We start from the raw sequence: 17,369 nt of genomic DNA on the forward strand, positions 1-17,369 counted from the left end.
GACGCCCTCAGCGGGGCCCTGCAATCCTCGCCAGAACCTCCTTCGGTGCAAACGCCTCAAAGGCCTCGAACAGCAGCCTGCCATCGTAGAACTTGTCGAAGTCTTCGACGGTAATGGTCTCGCTGCCATAGAGGCGCTGCATCAGCCGGAAGAAGGTATCCCACTGGTTCCGGGTGGTGAGATCGAGGGCGTTCTGCTGTTCCAGCAGCGCCATGAACGCCGCCTTGGACACCCCGCCGCCGCTGCTTGCGGCGAGCTGCTGCAGCGCCGCGCGGTATTCGCCGAGCTGTTGCTGGTCGATCATGCCGTTGGCATCGAAGATACCGGTCCGCCTGGCCGGGCGGACTTTTGTTATGGCTCGCGCCGAGACCGGGATCGCCATCGAAAGGCGTTTGGCGCCGAACCGTAGCGCCGATGCCACGCTCATCATGATGGCGCGCATCGGGCTCCGCTCGAGCACGCGCCAGCCCTCGAGGTTCTCCAGCAGGCGGGAGCGTTCGATGTCGTCGCCGAGGTTGAAGACGAGCAGATGCACCTGCAGGTCGGTCAGGCGCGCCGGCACGCCTTTCTCCTCCCGGTCGCCATCGAACAGTTTCAGCCGCTTGACCTCGGCCGGCGTCAGCCGCCAGCCGCTGACGAATTCCGGATAGCGTGGGCTCAAGAGGCCCGGCCACGGCACGGCGTGGGCGCGACGAATATCGGCCGCCGCCGCCAGCACCTGCGCCGGCGTGACCCCGTCCACCGGCTCGCGCAGCAGTTCGGCGCGCGAGATGCGGCCGTCGCCGTCGCGGTCGTAGCGCACCACATCCTCGTTGAGATCGACGATGAAACTGCGCCCGGTGCGGAGGTGGCGCACGCGGATCAGATAGTGCCCATCGAGCACGCTCGCGTCGAAATGCGCGTCGCGCCAGGGCGCACCCAGCCCCGTATCGGCGAGGTCTTCCTTGCCGTAGGTCAGGATCTCCGCCAGCGGGTGCTCCTGGGGCGCCGAGGCATGGCTGGTGCCCATATATTCGTAGGTGTTCCGGTTGGGGCGGCCCTCGAGGTAGCTGCGCAACTCCGGACAGTGGAGGTAGAGCAGCTTCTCCTTGTTGAAGGCTTCCACCAGGTTGATCGCCGTCCAGCCCACATGCTCGGGCGACCATAGCCGGGTCAGGTGCGCCTGCTTGGCGATGCGCGCCGTCGCCTCGAACACGAAGGTCTGGAACCCCGGATTGGTGATGGCGAAGCCGGTCGGCCGATGCTGATTGAGCAGCAGCGCCAGCGGGGTATCGAGGTCTTCGATACCCCCGGGGTAGTGGCCGTTCAACGCCTCGATCTGGGCGGCTGAGGCGGCGGGATCGGTGAACAGGTCGGCAAAGCTGCGCAGCGGCGGCAGGTTGTGCGACCTCAGATAGTCGTTATAGGCCGGCGCGCCGCGCTGCCGGTCCTTGATGATTTCGGCCTCGAACAGGTCGATCATCCCCTCTTCGGTGTCCATGCGGCGGAACAGCTCGGCATAATTGCCGGCCACCGGCGCGCCGAGCCGGGTGTTCATCAGGCCGTAGAAGACAAAGCCCAGCCCACGCGATTTGAGGAACTGGTGGCCATCGAGCTCACGCAGCTCCTTGATGTTGATGGCCTCGCTCGTCTGCTTGTCTGTCGGCTCGCCGATCGCGGGGAAGTAGTGGATGTCCGGGATGATGGTGTGGCCGAACCGGTAAGCGTCGGCGAAGTTGCTGCCCTTGGCTTCCGGAATGGCGTAGTCGAGCTCCTGGTTGGAGACGAGACCGTCGGCGATCGCGTGGTTGCCGCCATAGGGGTCGTAGATGCGCTGCCGGTCGACGGGTTTGCCCCATTCGCGGCGCCCGAAGATGTTGGCATGCAGGCCCTGCACCACCGAGGCGTGCGCAAACACTGCGTCGGTCCAGGGCGCGGTATGGATCTTCACATAGGTCAGCGACACCACCCGCCGGGCGGTGTTGAACAGCTGGTTGTCCGGCCAGTCGGGATGCCGTTCGCGCAGCACGCCGCAGACCCAGTTGTGGTGACGCGCATAGAGCGTGTGCTCGGCCTCGAGTGGCGCCGTCATATTGCGCGCAAAGCCGGTGAGGAGCATCTCCTTGCCGTCAGCGCGACGCTCGGTGGGGAGGAACATGCCGCCCTCGCCGGGCACCAGGTAGAGCCGGCCATCGGGGCAGGGGGCGCCGGTCGCCGGGTCGGTGCGAAGCCGGGCAATCTGCTCGATCGAGCTGCCATAGATCGTGCTCATGTCCCAGGCGCCGGTCACGCCGTTCATCCGCCCGTTGCCGTGCCCACCCAGCGGGTGCATGGCGTCGGAGCGATAGTGGACATTGGTAATGCCGATGGCCGCTTCTTCGCTGTCCGCCGCCACCGGCGCGGGGCGCTTTTTCTGATCGTCTGGCGCGGTCTGCATGACGTCGTGCACCAGCATCTGCAGGTGCCCCCAGACATGCGCACTGGCTGTCGCTGCCTCGGCAATTGTCCCCCGGCGGTAACCGAAATCCCGTGCCAGCGCTGCAGCGGCGGGAAGATCCTTTCGCCCCGAGCGATCGACCGGCACATAGTCCGCCGGCAGACCGTGGAACGGCACCGAGGTTCCGACCCCACCGACGTCCCGGTACTGCGGATTGTTGCCGCGACCGTCAGGTGAAAACCCATGGGGCGAGAAGCTGAGGCCCTTGTCCTTGTCGCTTTCAGTGACGCCCGGCGGCAAGCGCGCATGGTCCATCATCCAGTCTCGCCGCGAGGCAAGGTCGGCGAGGCGCAGCGTCCCCTTCAGCCAGTCAGGCAGCCTGGTCCAGCGGCCGCTGCTGTCGGGACGCTCCGGTACCAGCCGGTTGACGAGACGGCCAACCGGACCGAGCGCGTCGAACACCAGGGCGTAGAACTTGTTCATCACCACATGGCCGAGGGTCTTGGGCGGAATATAGCCGTTCGGCTTGACCCACCCGGCCTCGTCGGTGACCCAGGCGAAGGCTTCGGCTCCCGGCGGGACATGCGAAGGGCTGGTCAGCCGCTCGGCGGTGATGCCGTGCGGGCGCTGCAGATGGGCGCCGTTGCGTGCCGTGCGCTCGCAGTCCGCAATATGCAGAAGCCAGTTGCCGGCGCGCTGATGCCTGGGGTCGAGGCGAGCGGCATGCCGATAGTGTTCCGCCGCCTCGGCCGGACGGCCGACCGAACGCAGGGCGTAGGCGAGGAGTTCGTGGTCGGTGGCGCTGGCGGTGCTGAGCCCGACCCGGTTAGTCAGCAGGCCAATGGCGGCGCCGTAATTGCCGAACTCGTTGATCGCACGCAAAGGATCATCGGTCAGGACGCCGGGGGTCTGGTCGTGCTTGTCCAATCCGTCCTGGCGTTCCATGGGTGGCCCCCTCTGCGCTCGGAAATCAGAGCATTCGGGATCGTGGCTGAACCGGTGCTGAACGCGCCGGCTGCCGGCATCAAGCGCCGGCTAAACCGAAAACCGTTCGAACTCTTCGAGCAGTTGGTCGGCCTGTGGCGCGAACAGCTCGGCTTTCAGCCCCATCAGGTGACGGATGGTGAGGAAGACGCGGTCGAGGTGGACCTTCATCGCCTGGGCGGCAGCCGCTTCGTCGCCGTTGCGGATGGCTTCGACGATGGCGCCGTGCTCGGCGAGGACGATGCCGAGATGGTTGGGCTCCGGCATCTGCAGCCGGCGCACCCGATCGAGCTGCGCCTTGGCGCCGGTGACCAGCCGCCAGATGCGCTGCGAGGCGCCGAACTCGCAGATCAGCTGATGCATCGCCTCGTCGTGGTAGTAGAACTGGTCGTAGTCGCGCTCGGCGGCGAATAGTTTCTGCTGGTGCATGTTGAGGTCGAGCCGCGCCATGAAGGCCTTGTTGACGCGGCGCGCGGCAAAGCGGACCACCTTGGTTTCGAGCGCATCGCGCACCAATTGGCCCTCGAGCACATAGCGCAGGTCGATCGGCGCGACGAAGGTGCCGGCATTGGGGCGGACATCCACCAGGTTCTCGGCGTGCAGCTGCAGGATGGCCTCGCGCAGCGGCGTGCGGGAGATCTGCAGTTCTTCGCAGATTTTCTTCTCGTTGATGGCGTGCCCCGGGGGCATGTCGAGCGAGACGATGGCGCGCCGCACCAGCTCATAGACCTGCGCGGTCTTGGGCAGCGCCTGGTTGATATCGCTTGCCGCAAAGGACGGGCCCGGCTCGGCCGGCGCACTGGCCGCACTCAAGCGGGGTCTGGGCATTGGGGCCTCCATCGTTGCAACCTCGGCAGCTTAGCCGCTTCGCCTGTGGTTGACACTACCGATATGGCAATATACCGATATATTGGTTTGAAGGCCACCCTTAAGTCGCGGCGGTTTTGCCGGCGCGTCAACTTCCGTTGAGTTCACCACCCATGAAAGCTTCCGTCCTCCACGGTCAGCGCGACCTTCGCAACGAAGTGCTGCCGACGCCCGAACCGCGGCCCGACGAAGTGCTGATCCGTGTGCGGCGCGCCGGCATTTGCGGCTCCGACATGCATTACTTCCTGCATGGCCGGGTCGGCAGCTTCGTGCCCAGGCACCCGTTCGTCATGGGGCACGAGTTTGCCGGCGAGGTGGCGGCGGCAGGGGCGCCCGCCGATGCGGGCCTGGTGGGTCAGCGGGTGGTGGTCGACCCCTCAATGCCATGCGGACATTGCGGCTATTGCCGCGGCGGGCGCTACAACCTCTGCATCAACATGCGATTCTACGGTTCGGCGAGCGTCGACCCACACATCAACGGTGGCTTTGCCGAGTTCGTCGTCGCGCCGGCGGCGAACTGCCATACGCTGCCGGCCGGGCTCACCTGGGGCGCGGCGGCAATGAGCGAGCCGCTATCGGTGACCATTCACGCCGCTATGCGCGCAGGCAACCTTGCGGGGCGCTCGATCCTCGTCATCGGCGGCGGCACCATCGGCCAGCTCACGGCGCTGACAGCACGAGCCTTCGGGGCGCGGATCGTCGCGGTGTCCGATCTCGCCGCCTTCCCCCGAGACCTGGCGGTGGAGCTCGGCGCTGACGCGGCGCTCGATCCAGCCGACCCGGAAATCGCCGCCGCGGCGGCGAAACTCTCGCCGGATGGGTTCGATGTGGTGTTCGAGGCCTCGGGGGCTCCTCCGGCGGTCGGCGCGGCGATCGCCCTGGCGCGGCGCGGCGGCACCATCGTCCAGATCGGCACGCTCGCCAGCGACGTCACGGCGCCGCTCAACGCCATCATGGCGCGCGAGCTCAGCTATCTCGGCTCGTTCCGCTTCGCCAATGTGTTCGGCACGGCGCTCGACCTGATCGCCACGGGCCGCGTCCAGGTCGAACCGCTGATCAACGCCGTCTATTCGCTCGACGACATGGCAGCGGCGATGCAGCGCGCCGTCGGCAAGGACGGCGTCATCAAGGTGCAGATCGAGCCATGAAGCGCAACCCGCTTGGCCGCACCGGGCTTGCCGTCTCGGCCCTGAGCTTTGGCGCCTCGGCGCTGGGCGGCGTCTTCCGGCCGGTTGATGTATCCGAGGCCATCGCCACCGTGCACGCGGCGCTCGAGGCCGGGATCAACTATTTCGACGTCGCTCCGGCTTATGGCGGCGGACGCTCGGAAAGCCTGCTCGGCAAAGCTCTCAAGGGGATCGACCGGTCGCACTACGTGCTCTCGACCAAGGTCGGCAAATACACCGATCCCGAGCGCTACGGCAGCGATACGCTCGACTATTCCGCCGAGCGGATCCGACTCTCCCTAGAGGCAAGCGCGGCGCGGCTGGGCACCGACTATTTCGACCTGATCCACATCCACGATATCGAGTACCAGGGCCGCAGCAAGCTCGAGCAGGCGTTGACCGAGGGGCTGGAAACGGTGCTGGCGCTGAAGCGCGAGGGCCGGATCGGTGCCGTTAGCTTCGGCATCTATCCGATGGACCTGTGGGCCCGGCTGTTCGCCGATTATCCGATCGATGCGGCGCTGGTGCACAACCACTATTGCCTCAATGACACGCGCCTCACCACGCTGCTGCCCACCGCTGAGGCCAGCGGCATCGGCGTGATCAACGCTTCGCCGTTTGCCAGCGGGCTGCTCACCGAGCGCGGTCCGGCGGATTGGCATGCGGCGAGCGCCGAGGATCGCGCTCTGTTCCGGCGCGCCGCGGAGCTGTGCACAGAGCGCGGCGTTTCGATCAGCGAGCTGGCCTTCCAGTTCGCCACCAGCCATCCGGCCATTCCGACGACGATGTTCAGCACGGCCAGTCCGGCCTCGCTGCGCCGCTGCCTCGAATGGCACGGCAAGGCCGCCGACCCGCAGCTCGTCGCCGAGGTACAGGCGGTGCTTCAGCCGGTGATCGACAAGGACTGGGCCTGACAGTCGCCGGCCGCTATCCCGCCGTCGCCGACCCCGGGTCGCTGACGGCGATCCAGCCCTGGGGCAGGAAGCCGCGGGAATCGATCGGCCAGCTGGCGTTGGCGGGCAGTTGCGGTTTGCCGTCGACACAGGCCCAGGTCCCGCTTGGCGCCAGCAATTGCTCGACATTGGGGTTCCGCTCGCAGAACTCGCGCATCTCCTGCACCGTCGGCGCCATATCGCAGATTGGCCCGATATAGGACGTGCAGGCGAGCACCGCGCCCTCGAAGCAACGCCAACGCACGCGGTCGCGGGCCGAGCTGGCTGGGATCAGCAACGCGCTGGTCATCGCCGTAACCGTTGCCGGGCCGCTGTAGCGATTGTCGACGTAGTCGATCGTTCCCACGGCACGACAATAGGCGAAGGGATCGTCATAGGTCTCGGGCGGCGCTGCGGCAGCGACGCGCGCCGGCCCCGTAGTCGGCTCGCTCTCGAGTGGGGCAACCGCGACGCCTGGCGTCGCGGCGGCAGGGGCGGAAAGCGCGGTGACGGTAGGAGCTGTGTCGGCGGATGCACCCGATAACGACGTCGCAGCGGCCACCGATGCATTGGTTGACGTTGCCGGCGTCGCCGGCAGTTGCAGTTTCACCGTGGCGGCGGGCGCATTGGCCACCGTCTCAGGTGACGCGGTTGCCGGCGCCTCGCTGCTCGCCACCACTGTAGGGGCGTTCGATGGGCCGAACAGGGCGTCGAGCGAGCCGTCGCGATTGATCAGGTAGCCGCCTGCCGCAATGATGGCGATAACCAGCACGGCGCAGATGGCCGTCAGCGCCGCGACCCAGGCATTGCCGCGTTCGGCTCGCGCCGCGACACGCTGGCGCTGTGGTTCGCGCCGAGCCTCCGGCTCGCGCCGCCGCACCTCCGGCTCCTCATATCGTGCCCCTTGGTTCCGCTCACGCCTCTCCGGTTCGCGTCGCCGTGGCTCCGGTTCCCTCTCCCACATCTCGGCCCGCGGCTCGGGCGCGACACGACCGCGTGCCGCTTCGGTTTCGGGCTCGAGCTGTTCGCGCCGCGCTTCCGCCCACATCCCGGGATCATGGCGACGCGGCGGCTGTTCTGCATCGAGGTCCTGCCAGCGCGGCGGCATGCTCGTGGGGCGGGAGGTGACGGTCACGTCCTCAAGCGTCAGGGGAATGGCCCGCTTGGGCGGTGGCGGTGCATCCTGCCGCGGCATCAGCATGGGATCCATCCGCAGCGCCGCTTCGCGCTCGAACTCGCTGTTGTCCTCCTCAGGCGCCTCGGCCGCGAGCTTCCGGTTGCGCCGGGCCAGCCGCCGGCGCCGAACCTGCAGCTCGCCGGCGAGGAACGCGAACAGCGCGGCAAGACCCGCAGTGCCGGCCGGCGCCAGCAGGTGGTAGGTGAACAGTTGCGGCACCGAGATGGCGACCGCCAGCCACCCCGCCGCCGCGCCGATCAGCAGCAGCGCGGCGAATCCCGGCGTCACCGTGGCGAGCACTCCGCCAATCAGCGCAGCGCCGGCGATGGCGTACCAGATGATGGTGCCGAGCAGCCGCTCGTTCGAGGTCGCGGTCCAGAAATCGAGGAATGGTGAAAGCAGGTCGATGCGCAGCGCACTCGGCGCCAGGAGTACAAACAGCCCGGCCATCAAGCCTAAGAACAGCGCGGCAATTCTCACCGTTTACTTCCTCGATGGTCTTTGTTGCGCCCCCGCGGGCGAAGCATGCCCACCGGCGCTGCGGAGCGCAAGTCGCCATGCGTGCCAGATGCACTGCAACTCGTCCATGTTGCTGCCATGTATTGCCTTTCGGCCAGCTCTCGTGATCATGAAGGCATGAAAGTCCTCATCCTCGGTTCGGGTGTCATCGGCACGACCTCTGCCCATTATCTGGCGCAGGCGGGCCACGAGGTGACGGTGATCGATCGCCAGCCGGGGCCGGGTCTCGAAACCAGCTACGCCAATGCCGGCGAGCTGTCCTACGGTTACGCGTCGCCCTGGGCCGGTCCGGGCATTCCGGTCAAGGCCATCAAGTGGCTGCTGATGACCGATGGCCCACTGGTCCTGAGGCCCAAGCTCGATCCGCGCATGTGGATCTGGGGCCTGCAATTGCTGGCCAACTGCACCGAGCGCGCTTACGCCGTCAACAAGGGCCGCATGGTGCGGCTGGCGGAATATTCGCGCGACATGATGATCGCGCTGCGCGCCGAGACCGGGCTGGCCTTCGACGGCCGCCAGCAGGGCACCGTACAGCTGTTCCGCGAGCAGAAGCAGCTCGATCACGCCGCCGACGACATTGCCGTGTTGAAGCAGTATGGCGTGCCCTACGAGGTGCTTGACCCCAAGGGCTGCGTCGCGGCGGAGCCTGGGCTGGCCACGGCGACGGTGCCGTTTGTCGGCGGGCTGCGGCTCGCCAATGACGACACCGGCGATTGCAAGATGTTCACCGAGGCGCTGGCGGCGCGCGCCGCCGGCCACGGCGTCGCCTTCCGCTATGGCACGACCATCGACCACATCGCCAGCTCGGGCGGGGTGGTGACTGGTGTGGCGACCGACAAGGGCCTGCTGACCGCCGACGCTTACGTTATGGCGCTCGGCAGCTACTCGCCATTGCTGCTGCGCCCGCTCGGCATCGGCCTGCCGGTCTACCCGATCAAAGGCTATTCGCTCACCGTGCCGATCACCGATGCAGCGGTGGCGCCGGTATCGACGGTCATGGACGAGACCTACAAGGTGGCGACCACCCGGCTCGGCGACCGCATCCGGGTGGGCGGCACCGCCGAGATCGCCGGCTACGATACGACACTCCACCCTTCGCGCCGCGGTCCGCTCGATCGCTCGCTGCGCGAACTGTTCCCCAATGCCGGGGATGCGTCGAAGGCCAGTTTCTGGTGCGGGCTGAGGCCCATGACGCCTGACGGCACGCCGGTGCTGGGGCGCTCGAAACTCTCCAACCTCTACCTCAATACCGGCCACGGCACGCTCGGCTGGACCATGGCCGCCGGCTCCGGCCGGGTACTGGCCGACATCATCTCCGGCAAGGCGCCTGACATCGAGGTCGGCGATCTCGGGTTAAACCGCTACGCCTAGACCCCCGGGTTAAGCCGTAGGCTTAGACCCCCGGGTGTTAAGCCGCGGCGCTCCTGGTCCACGCCGCGCTGCGGTCAGTCGAAACCGAGAGCTTGGGAACAGCCGGCATCGGCCCTCGCCTTTACCCGCGAATTGGGCGATAAGCCGAGGATCGCTCGCCCCGGGACGTCATGCGCGCCGTACTGTTCGCCTTTGCTCTGCTGCTCGCCCCGTCGGCGCCGGTGCTGGCGCAGGCGCTGCCCTATCATATCGATCCTGGCGCGCGCGAAATCGTCCCCAGCCTCGCCGCGGTGCCGTCGATCCGCTTCCTGACCACCGCGGATTTTCCGCCGTTCAACTTTCGTGACGACAAGGGCGAACTGGTCGGCTTCAATGTCGATCTGGCCCGGGCGCTCTGCGCCGATCTCGCCATCACCTGCACGGTGCAGGCCTGGCCCTGGGACCAGGCAGCGCGGGCGCTGGAGGATCGGCAGGGCGATGCGCTGATCGCCGGCCTGGCGCTGACCCCCCAGAACGGGGCGCTGTTCGATTTCTCGCAGATTTACCTGATGTTGCCGGGCCGCTTCGTCACACCGGTGGCCGCGGCCTCCGGGTTCGAACCGGCGTCGCTCGACGGCAAGCGGGTGGCGGTACGCCGTGGCTCGACCCATGCCGAGTTCATTCGCCGCTACCTGCCGACCGCCGGGCTGATCCAGTTCGACAGCGAGATCATGGCGCTCGACGCGTTGTCGAAGGGCGAGGCAGACGCCTATTTCGGCGACGCAATGCGCGCCTCGTTCTGGCTCAACGAGCATGTCGGCTGCTGCGAGTTCGCGGGCGAGCCGTATTTCCGGCCCGACCTGTTCGGCGATGGCCTCGCCGTGGCGGTACCGGCCGGCGCTGATGCCGTCCGCCAGGTGATCGACTACGGCCTCGCCCGGCTGAAACGGTCGGGCGCCTATGACGAGTTGTACCTGCGGTGGTTTCCGGTGAGTTTCTACTAAGCGAGTAGCCAATAGCGAGTAGCCAATAGGGAGAGAATCAAACTCCGCGCTATTCGCTATTCGCTATTCGCTATTCGCTATTCGCTATTCGCTATTCGCTATTCGCTATTCGCTATTCGCTATTCGCTATTCGCTATTCGCTCACGCCGCACGCATCCGCGCCCGGGCGCTCGCTTCGATCGCCGCGGTGACCAGCCGGTCGACGTCGAGCCGGTCGCGCACCATCTCGAGCAGCCGCAGTTCTTCCTGCGGCAGCTGCACGTCGACCACCGCGACTTCCACGGCAAGGGCGTAGGCGGTGTCGTGCAGGCGCTTCGGCACCGACGCGATGGCATCGTTGAGCACCGCATCGAGGCCGGCGCTGTTGGTCTTGTCGACCGCCGCATTGGCCACCGCCGAGAGCCGCTCGAGGTCGAAATCCGCGAACACCGGTGAGCGCACCACCAGGCTCCCGATCACATCCAGTTCGTGGTCGGAGATGCCTTCGTCGGACGAGGCGGTGACCACCATGATGTGGATGAGAGCGTCCTGCAGGGAAATGGCCATCGGGTCCTCGAAAGCGAGATCAGGAAAGGTGCAGATCTTTCCGGCTCGATCTCGCGACAACCAAGACCTTGCTGGAAAAGTCCCGCATAACTAGGCACCGCACCGCCGCTTGGCAAGGCGGGGCAGGGCGCTTGCCATTGACGCCCGTAGCCGGCTGGTGCAATTGAGCGCCATCTCCCCACTCAGCATCTGAGGCCTGCCGTGCCCGCGCCGCTTCCGACCCTCGACCCCGCCTTCTTCGACGCCGCCCAGACGGCGCGCGCCTGGCCGTTCGAGGAAGCCCGGAAACTGGTGGCTCGGGTCGAGCGGCTGGGATTGACCGAAGTGCTGTTCGAGACCGGTTACGGTCCCTCGGGCCTGCCGCATATCGGCACCTTCGGCGAAGTGGCCCGCACCACTATGGTCCGCACCGCCTTCCGGCTGTTGACCCGCGACGAGATCCCGACCCGCTTGCTCTGCTTCTCCGACGACATGGATGGCATGCGCAAGATCCCGGAAAACGTGCCGGATCGCGCCGCGCTCGAGCCGTATCTGCAGATGCCGCTGACATCAGTGCCGAACCCGTTCGGCGGCGACTACCCGAGCTTTGGCGACCACAACAACACCATGCTGCGGCGCTTCCTCGACACTTTTGGCTTCAACTACGAGTTCGCCAGCGCCACCGAATACTACAAGGCCGGCCGCTTCGACGAGGTGCTGCTGCGCGCCGCCGAGCGGTACGACCAAATCATGGCGGTGATGCTGCCTAGCCTGGGCGAGGAGCGGCAGGCGACCTATTCGCCGTTCCTGCCGATCTCGCCGATTTCGGGCCGCGTGCTCTACGTGCCGATGAAGCACGTCGATGCCAAGGCCGGTACGGTGACCTTTGTCGACGAGGATGGCCGCGACGCCACGCTGCCGGTCACCGGCGGCCACGTGAAGCTGCAGTGGAAGCCGGATTTCGGCATGCGCTGGGCGGCGCTCGGCGTCGATTTCGAGATGTTCGGCAAGGACCACCAGACCAACCAGCACCTCTACGACAAGATCTGCGCCATCCTCGGCGGCACGCCGCCCGAGCACTATGTCTATGAGTTGTTCCTCGATGACCTGGGCCAGAAGATCTCGAAGTCGAAGGGCAACGGGCTGACCATCGATGAGTGGCTGACCTATGCCGGCACCGAGACCCTGAGCCTCTACATGTTCCAGAAGCCGCGGGTGGCCAAGCGCCTGTATTTCGATGTGATCCCGCGCGCCGTCGATGAGTATTACCAGCACGTCGCCGCCTATAACGGCCAGGACGCCGCAGCGGCGCTCGAGAACCCGGCCTTCCACATCCATTCGGGCAAGGTCCCGGTGGTCGATATGCCGATCTCGTTCGGGCTGCTGCTCAACCTCGCCTCGGCTGCCAACGCGCATGAGAAGTCGGCGCTGTGGAACTACATTTCGCGCCGCCTGCCAGGCGAGACGCCGCTGACCAACCCCGAGCTCGACCGGCTCGCGGGTTACGCGGTGCGTTACTTCAACGACGAGGTGAAGCCGACCAAGACGTTCCGCGCGCCGACCGACAAGGAACGCGCCGCGTTGCAGGACCTCGCCGACCAGCTTGCCGGCAAGGAAGCGCTCGAGGCCAAGGAACTGCAGGACATCGTCTATGCGGTCGGCAACGCCCACACCTTCGATCCGCTGCGCGATTGGTTCGGCGCCATCTACCAGGTGCTGCTCGGCGCCGACCAGGGGCCGCGCTTCGGCTCGTTCATCGCGCTTTACGGCGTCGTCGAGACGCGGAAGCTGATCGCCGATGCGCTGGCCGGCAAGCTGGTCACCGCCGCCTGATTGAAGGAGCATACCGTGGCCACCCCGGAGTTCATCTACAAGGTCGCGAGCCGCGAGATCTATGAGGCCTCGCTGGCCGCCGGCCACTTCGTCGGCCAGCCGATCGACCTCAAGGATGGCTACATCCACTTTTCGAGCGCGCCGCAGCTGGGCGAAACCATCCGGCTCTATTTCGCCGGGCTGAGCGATCAGGTGCTGTTCCAGGTGCCGACGGCGCCACTCGGCGAGACGCTGCGATGGGAAGCCTCGCGCGGCGGCGATCTGTTCCCGCATCTGTTCGCCACCCTGCCGATGGCGGCGGTCTCCAACATGGCGCGGCTCGACGTCCCCGCCGATGGCGTCGCCACGCTGCCGGATTGGGTCAAATGATCTTCTCGCGCCTCTCGCCGCTGCTCCGCATGCCGCTGGTCTCCGGCCTGACCCGCGACACGCTGTTGAAGATGGACCCCGAGATCGCCCATGGCGCCACTATCGCGGCGCTGCGGCTTGGCCTTGCACCGGAGCAGGAGGGTGCCGATCCGCCGGAGCTTCGCACTACGCTGTGCGGCCTCGACCTCAGGAACCCGGTCGGCATGGCGGCCGGCTTCGACAAGAATGCCGAGGTGCCCAAGCCGCTGGCCCGCATGGGCTTCGGCATGGTGGAGATCGGCACCGTCACGCCGCGGCCGCAAGTCGGCAACCCCAAGCCGCGGCTGTTCCGGGTCACCCCGGCCGATGGTGTGATTAACCGCATGGGCTTCAACAACGAGGGCCATGATGCGGCGTTCGCCCGACTGAAGGGCGCCCATGTCGGCGCCATCCTCGGGGTCAATATCGGGGCCAACAAGGATTCTGAGGATTTCGTCGCCGACTATGTCACCGGCATCACGCGCTTCGCCGAAGTCGCTGATTACCTGACGGTCAACATCTCCTCGCCGAATACGCCGGGGCTCAGGAACCTGCAGGCCGACGAAGCGCTGACCCGGCTGCTGGCGGCGGTGCTGAAGGCACGCTCCAAAGCCTCGGTGCGCGTCCCGGTGCTGCTGAAAATCGCCCCCGATCTCGATGAGAAGGCGCTCGACGGCATCGCCAAAGTGGTGCTCGCCACCGATCTCGATGGACTGATCGTCTCCAACACCACGCTGAGCCGCGACCCGGTGCAGGGCATGGAGAACGCCACCGAAACCGGCGGTCTCTCGGGCAAGCCGCTGTTCAACCTCGCGACGCGGAAGCTGGCGCAGGTGCGCCAGCGGGTCGGCAAGCTGCCGATCATCGGGGTCGGCGGCATCCACTCGCCCGAGAGCGCCGTGGCCAAGTTCGAGGCTGGCGCCGACGCCATCCAGCTCTACTCCGCGCTGGTATTCGGCGGGCTCGACATGCTCGACCGGCTGAAGCGTGGCCTCAGCGCGGCGGTGCGGAGCAGGGGGCTGAAGTCGGTGTCGGAACTGACCGGGCTGACGACGGCGGAGTGGGCTTCGGGCAAGGCTAGCCTCTAGCAGACGACTCCCATCCTCCCCCATAAAGGGGGAGGTGCCCCGTCGGTTCACTGGGCACAATCGAAGACAAAACCTCGACTCTTCACCTTCCCCATTATGGGGGACTTCGAACCGTCCCGAAGGGCAAATCGCTCCAGTGGAGCGATTTGAGGCGAGAAGGCCATGAGAGCTATGCTCGAATGGCGAGGGAGGGGGCCGTCTCTATCAGTCAGCTACTGAACAACCCCGCCTTCTTCCGCTCCAGCGCCCACCAGTAGAACCCGGCGCGGCAGAGGAAGAACAGGTGGATCGAGATCCACAACCCGGTATTTCCGAACGCCCCCTGCAGCACCACGGCGGCGGCGAGGAACAGGGCGAGCGCCAGCACCATGCCGTTGCGCATCACCGTGTTGAGGGTCACGCCCACCAAAATCCCGTCGAACACGAAGGCCGGCATTCCGGTGAGTGAGGAGAGTGCCGCGACCCAGAGGAACATCCGGGCGTACTCGCGCACCGGCTCGCTGGTGGTCATGAAGTCGATCAGGTACCAGCCGCCGGCAAACCAGACCAGCGCCAGGCCCACCGCGATCAGTGTGCCCCAGCGGAATGCGAGGGTGTAGGCGCGGTCGAAGGCCGGCCGCCAGTTGGCGCCGACGGCCTTGCCGCAAAGCTGTTCCGCCGCCTGGGCGATGCCATCGAGAAAGAAGCCCGAGATCATCAGAAAGTTGAGCAGGATCGCGTTGGCGGCGAGCGGCACTTCGCCCAGCCGCGAGCCTTGCGCCGCGAAATAGGCATAGGCCCCCATCAGCGCGATCGAGCGGATCATCAGGTCGCGGCTGAGCCCGAACATCCGCTGCAGGGCATGGCCGTGGAATAGCTCATCCGGCACGATCAGCGCCATGATTTTTCTGAAGCCGCCGAAGTGCCGGACCAGGAATACCAGCCCGAGCAGGCACGCTGCGGCCTGGCCGATCACTGTCGCCAGAGCCGCGCCGTGCGGGCCCCAGCCAAAACTCATCACGAACAGGATCGACAGCGGGATATCGATCCCGTGGATCAGCATCTGCAGCATCATGCCGGTCTTGGCCTGCGCCCGGCCATAGAACCAGCCGAGCAGCGCATAGTTGATCAGCGAGAACGGCGCGGCCCAGATCCGCACTTCGAAATACTGCTTCAAGGCCTCCGCGACACCAGGGGTGGGCGCCATCGCGAGGTTGGCCAGCGCCAGCAGTGGCACTTGCAGCGCGATCATCAGTGCCGCGGCGATAATGCCGATGCCGATGGCCCGCGCCGCATGCAGCAAGCCGTCGCGCGGATCGCGCGCCCCGATCGCCTGCGCCGTCAGTCCGGCGGTGCCGGTCCTCAGGAAATACGCCATCGAGAAGATGAAATCGAACACCAGGGCGCCCACCACCACGCCACCCAGCACCGCCGCATCGCCCTGCCGGCCGATCACCGTAATATCGACCAGCCCGGCCAGCGGCTCGGTGATGAACGCGACGGAGGCGGGCAAGGCAATGGCCCAGACGTCGCGCGAGCGCACGTCGAACGGATAGGTCGGTCGGGTCAATTGGGCCGTCTGAACTGGAGGCGGGGCGGGCGATTCGATTGAGTGGGCGAAACTCTACGCCAGCGGCGGCGCCCGGTCACGCCTCGGCCGGTTCCGGCAGCAGCAGCACGGCGAGCGCGAGGCCGATCATCGAGATGAACTCGAAGGCCTTCTGCTGGCCGTTCCAGGTTTCGGACTGCCACATGGCGAACCACTCGCCGCCCACCACGACGAAACCCAGCCCGAACAGCAGAAAACCCATGGTGAGCCCGACGGCCGCGATGCCCTTGGCGCGCACGAACCCCGGCCCCGACACAGCCACAAGCAGGCGGATAACGCCGACCCACAGCACCAGTGCCGTCAGCGCCTCCCAGCCGATAATGCCCCAGTACCCGGCGGTCTGCAGGTTGGGGTCGGTGATCGCCCGCCACTTCAGGGTCGAATTGGGGAAGATGGTGTCCATGCTCAGCACGTGCTGCACGAACTGCCAGTTGCTGTCGTAGTCGGTGATGTTGCCGTAGGCGATGACCGAGAAGAACAGCGCCACCACGGCGACGAAGCCGATCTTGCAGAACCGAACAAGCATGGATCACCCCCCGCCGCCGAAACGCCTCAGATGCCTAGCAGGCGCGAGGGCGCGGCGGTAGCCGGCGTCAGCGCTCAGTCACCAGATCGATGGCGATATCGGCACGGCCGCGCGAGCGTTTCACCAGATCGTAATTGGCGAGATCGACGCGCTCGACATGCTGCCGGTTGCGCTCGGCGGTGAACAGGCCGTGCTGCGCATGTCGCGCCAGCAGCCGGGCCTTCACCGTGTCGCGCGGCAGATCGATGAACACGGCAAGGTCGAGCAGCGGCCGCACCTGCCACCATGGCGCATTGGCCAGCAGCAGATAGTTGCCCTCGACCACCAGCACCCGCGCACCAGCCGGAACGATGAAGGCGTCGATCACCACGTCCTCGATCTCGCGCGAATAGCCGGGGCCGCTCACCTGCAGCGTCGCCGCCTTCACCCCGGCGAGGAACTCGGCGAACGCTGCGCCTTCGAAAGTGTGCGGCGCGCCCTTGTCCTTTACGGTGCCGAGGCTCTCGAGCTTGGAGTGCCGCATGTGGAAGCCGTCCATCGGCACATAGGCGGCGAGGTCAGGGGTTGTCGCGTTCAGCGCCTCCACCAGCTTCACCGCCAGCGTCGATTTGCCGACGCCAGGCCCGCCGGCGAGCCCGATGGCGATGCGCCCTTCATAGGTGGTCAGCATGTGCTGCACCCGCTCGATCAGCAGCGCCAGCGCCGCCTCCGGCCTCAACTGCAACACCTGCTGTTCGTTGTCGTTCATCGGGGCGCCTCCGGCGAATGGCGTAGCGGATTCCGAGCCCGTGGCCCACCCCCCTCCCTCGCTCTTATACACATCTGATGCTCCCGACGAGCGATCTAGTCTAGAACCCGCTCGTCGCCGCATCACTAAAAAGATAAGAATGTGCACAGTGTAGACCGCAGGGCTACATGAGACATATGCACTGTTGTGTAGCGCACCGCTGATTGCTGATGCTATATCACGCGCATACACAAGGACTAGACAGCGTCAACTGTGAGCG

At 66.4% G+C, this 17,369-nt stretch carries 14 protein-coding genes; 7 read left to right on the top strand and 7 right to left on the bottom strand.

Annotated features, from left to right (window positions below; all coding sequences use genetic code 11):
- Nucleotides 1–7: 7 nt before the first annotated feature.
- The gene (locus tag VW23_RS02265; protein ID WP_084645438.1) at nt 8–3,361 is read right to left on the bottom strand and encodes a peroxidase family protein; all 3,354 of its coding nucleotides are present in this window, start codon (nt 3,359–3,361) and stop codon (nt 8–10) included.
- A 90-nt stretch (nt 3,362–3,451) separates the two neighbouring features.
- Complete coding sequence (locus VW23_RS02270; protein ID WP_069907970.1) at nt 3,452–4,228, bottom strand: GntR family transcriptional regulator; 777 nt, start codon at nt 4,226–4,228, stop codon at nt 3,452–3,454.
- A 152-nt stretch (nt 4,229–4,380) separates the two neighbouring features.
- On the opposite strand from VW23_RS02270, the gene VW23_RS02275 reads away from it, so the two are divergent.
- On the top strand, nt 4,381–5,415 hold the full coding sequence (locus VW23_RS02275; protein ID WP_069907971.1) for an L-idonate 5-dehydrogenase: 1,035 nt from the start codon (nt 4,381–4,383) through the stop codon (nt 5,413–5,415).
- Nucleotides 5,412–6,347 carry an aldo/keto reductase gene (locus VW23_RS02280; protein ID WP_069907972.1) on the top strand — a complete coding sequence of 312 codons (936 nt, stop codon included), beginning with the start codon at nt 5,412–5,414 and terminating at the stop codon, nt 6,345–6,347. Before VW23_RS02275 ends, VW23_RS02280 begins: the two co-directional genes overlap by 4 nt.
- A gap of 13 nt (nt 6,348–6,360) precedes the next feature.
- Here VW23_RS02280 and VW23_RS02285 read toward each other — a convergent pair whose 3' ends face one another.
- Nucleotides 6,361–8,022, bottom strand: a complete 1,662-nt coding sequence (locus VW23_RS02285; protein ID WP_141728191.1) for a hypothetical protein — start codon at nt 8,020–8,022, stop codon at nt 6,361–6,363.
- Between the two features lie 156 nt (nt 8,023–8,178).
- Between VW23_RS02285 and VW23_RS02290 the strand changes: the two genes are divergently transcribed.
- Nucleotides 8,179–9,432, top strand: a complete 1,254-nt coding sequence (locus VW23_RS02290) for a D-amino acid dehydrogenase (protein ID WP_069907974.1) — start codon at nt 8,179–8,181, stop codon at nt 9,430–9,432.
- A gap of 170 nt (nt 9,433–9,602) precedes the next feature.
- Nucleotides 9,603–10,415: a transporter substrate-binding domain-containing protein gene (locus VW23_RS02295; protein WP_069907975.1), complete on the top strand. Its 813-nt coding sequence runs from the start codon at nt 9,603–9,605 to the stop codon at nt 10,413–10,415.
- A 141-nt stretch (nt 10,416–10,556) separates the two neighbouring features.
- Here the strand turns inward: VW23_RS02295 and VW23_RS02300 are convergent, their stop codons facing one another.
- Complete coding sequence (locus VW23_RS02300; protein WP_069907976.1) at nt 10,557–10,961, bottom strand: tellurite resistance TerB family protein; 405 nt, start codon at nt 10,959–10,961, stop codon at nt 10,557–10,559.
- Nucleotides 10,962–11,123: 162 nt separating this feature from the next.
- Here VW23_RS02300 and VW23_RS02305 point away from each other — a divergent pair, with 162 nt between their 5' ends.
- Genes VW23_RS02305 through VW23_RS02315 form a run of 3 tightly spaced genes read left to right on the top strand, consistent with a single transcriptional unit; the run spans nt 11,124 to nt 14,248 of the window.
- Nucleotides 11,124–12,773, top strand: a complete 1,650-nt coding sequence (locus VW23_RS02305; RefSeq protein WP_425285191.1) for a lysine--tRNA ligase — start codon at nt 11,124–11,126, stop codon at nt 12,771–12,773.
- Between the two features lie 15 nt (nt 12,774–12,788).
- Nucleotides 12,789–13,142 carry a DUF952 domain-containing protein gene (locus VW23_RS02310; RefSeq protein WP_069907982.1) on the top strand — a complete coding sequence of 118 codons (354 nt, stop codon included), beginning with the start codon at nt 12,789–12,791 and terminating at the stop codon, nt 13,140–13,142.
- Nucleotides 13,143–13,171: 29 nt separating this feature from the next.
- The gene (locus VW23_RS02315) at nt 13,172–14,248 is read left to right on the top strand and encodes a quinone-dependent dihydroorotate dehydrogenase (protein WP_069907983.1); all 1,077 of its coding nucleotides are present in this window, start codon (nt 13,172–13,174) and stop codon (nt 14,246–14,248) included.
- A gap of 208 nt (nt 14,249–14,456) precedes the next feature.
- Here the strand turns inward: VW23_RS02315 and VW23_RS02320 are convergent, their stop codons facing one another.
- The 3 genes from VW23_RS02320 to VW23_RS02330 form a co-directional block, all read right to left on the bottom strand.
- Nucleotides 14,457–15,797 (bottom strand): MATE family efflux transporter, encoded by a 1,341-nt coding sequence (locus VW23_RS02320; RefSeq protein WP_069907978.1) that lies wholly within the window; start codon nt 15,795–15,797, stop codon nt 14,457–14,459.
- A gap of 76 nt (nt 15,798–15,873) precedes the next feature.
- Nucleotides 15,874–16,362, bottom strand: a complete 489-nt coding sequence (locus VW23_RS02325) for a DUF2165 family protein (protein WP_069907979.1) — start codon at nt 16,360–16,362, stop codon at nt 15,874–15,876.
- A gap of 67 nt (nt 16,363–16,429) precedes the next feature.
- A complete protein-coding gene (locus VW23_RS02330; RefSeq protein WP_069907980.1) occupies nt 16,430–17,110 on the bottom strand; it encodes a nucleoside/nucleotide kinase family protein in 681 nt (226 codons plus the stop codon).
- Nucleotides 17,111–17,369 lie beyond the last annotated feature (259 nt).

Source organism: Devosia insulae DS-56, from assembly GCF_000970465.2.
GTDB lineage: Bacteria > Pseudomonadota > Alphaproteobacteria > Rhizobiales > Devosiaceae > Devosia_A > Devosia_A insulae.

What these genes read in the sequence shown, in the direction of transcription:
- VW23_RS02270 (WP_069907970.1), bottom strand. Translation starts at nt 4,228, where the DNA reads ATGCCCAGACCCCGCTTGAGTGCGGCCAGTGCGCCGGCCGAGCCGGGC.
- VW23_RS02290 (WP_069907974.1), top strand. Translation starts at nt 8,179, where the DNA reads ATGAAAGTCCTCATCCTCGGTTCGGGTGTCATCGGCACGACCTCTGCC.
- VW23_RS02325 (WP_069907979.1), bottom strand. Translation starts at nt 16,362, where the DNA reads ATGCTTGTTCGGTTCTGCAAGATCGGCTTCGTCGCCGTGGTGGCGCTG.
- VW23_RS02275 (WP_069907971.1), top strand. Translation starts at nt 4,381, where the DNA reads ATGAAAGCTTCCGTCCTCCACGGTCAGCGCGACCTTCGCAACGAAGTG.
- VW23_RS02295 (WP_069907975.1), top strand. Translation starts at nt 9,603, where the DNA reads ATGCGCGCCGTACTGTTCGCCTTTGCTCTGCTGCTCGCCCCGTCGGCG.
- VW23_RS02265 (WP_084645438.1), bottom strand. Translation starts at nt 3,361, where the DNA reads ATGGAACGCCAGGACGGATTGGACAAGCACGACCAGACCCCCGGCGTC.
- VW23_RS02315 (WP_069907983.1), top strand. Translation starts at nt 13,172, where the DNA reads ATGCCGCTGGTCTCCGGCCTGACCCGCGACACGCTGTTGAAGATGGAC.
- VW23_RS02300 (WP_069907976.1), bottom strand. Translation starts at nt 10,961, where the DNA reads ATGGCCATTTCCCTGCAGGACGCTCTCATCCACATCATGGTGGTCACC.
- VW23_RS02280 (WP_069907972.1), top strand. Translation starts at nt 5,412, where the DNA reads ATGAAGCGCAACCCGCTTGGCCGCACCGGGCTTGCCGTCTCGGCCCTG.
- VW23_RS02330 (WP_069907980.1), bottom strand. Translation starts at nt 17,110, where the DNA reads ATGAACGACAACGAACAGCAGGTGTTGCAGTTGAGGCCGGAGGCGGCG.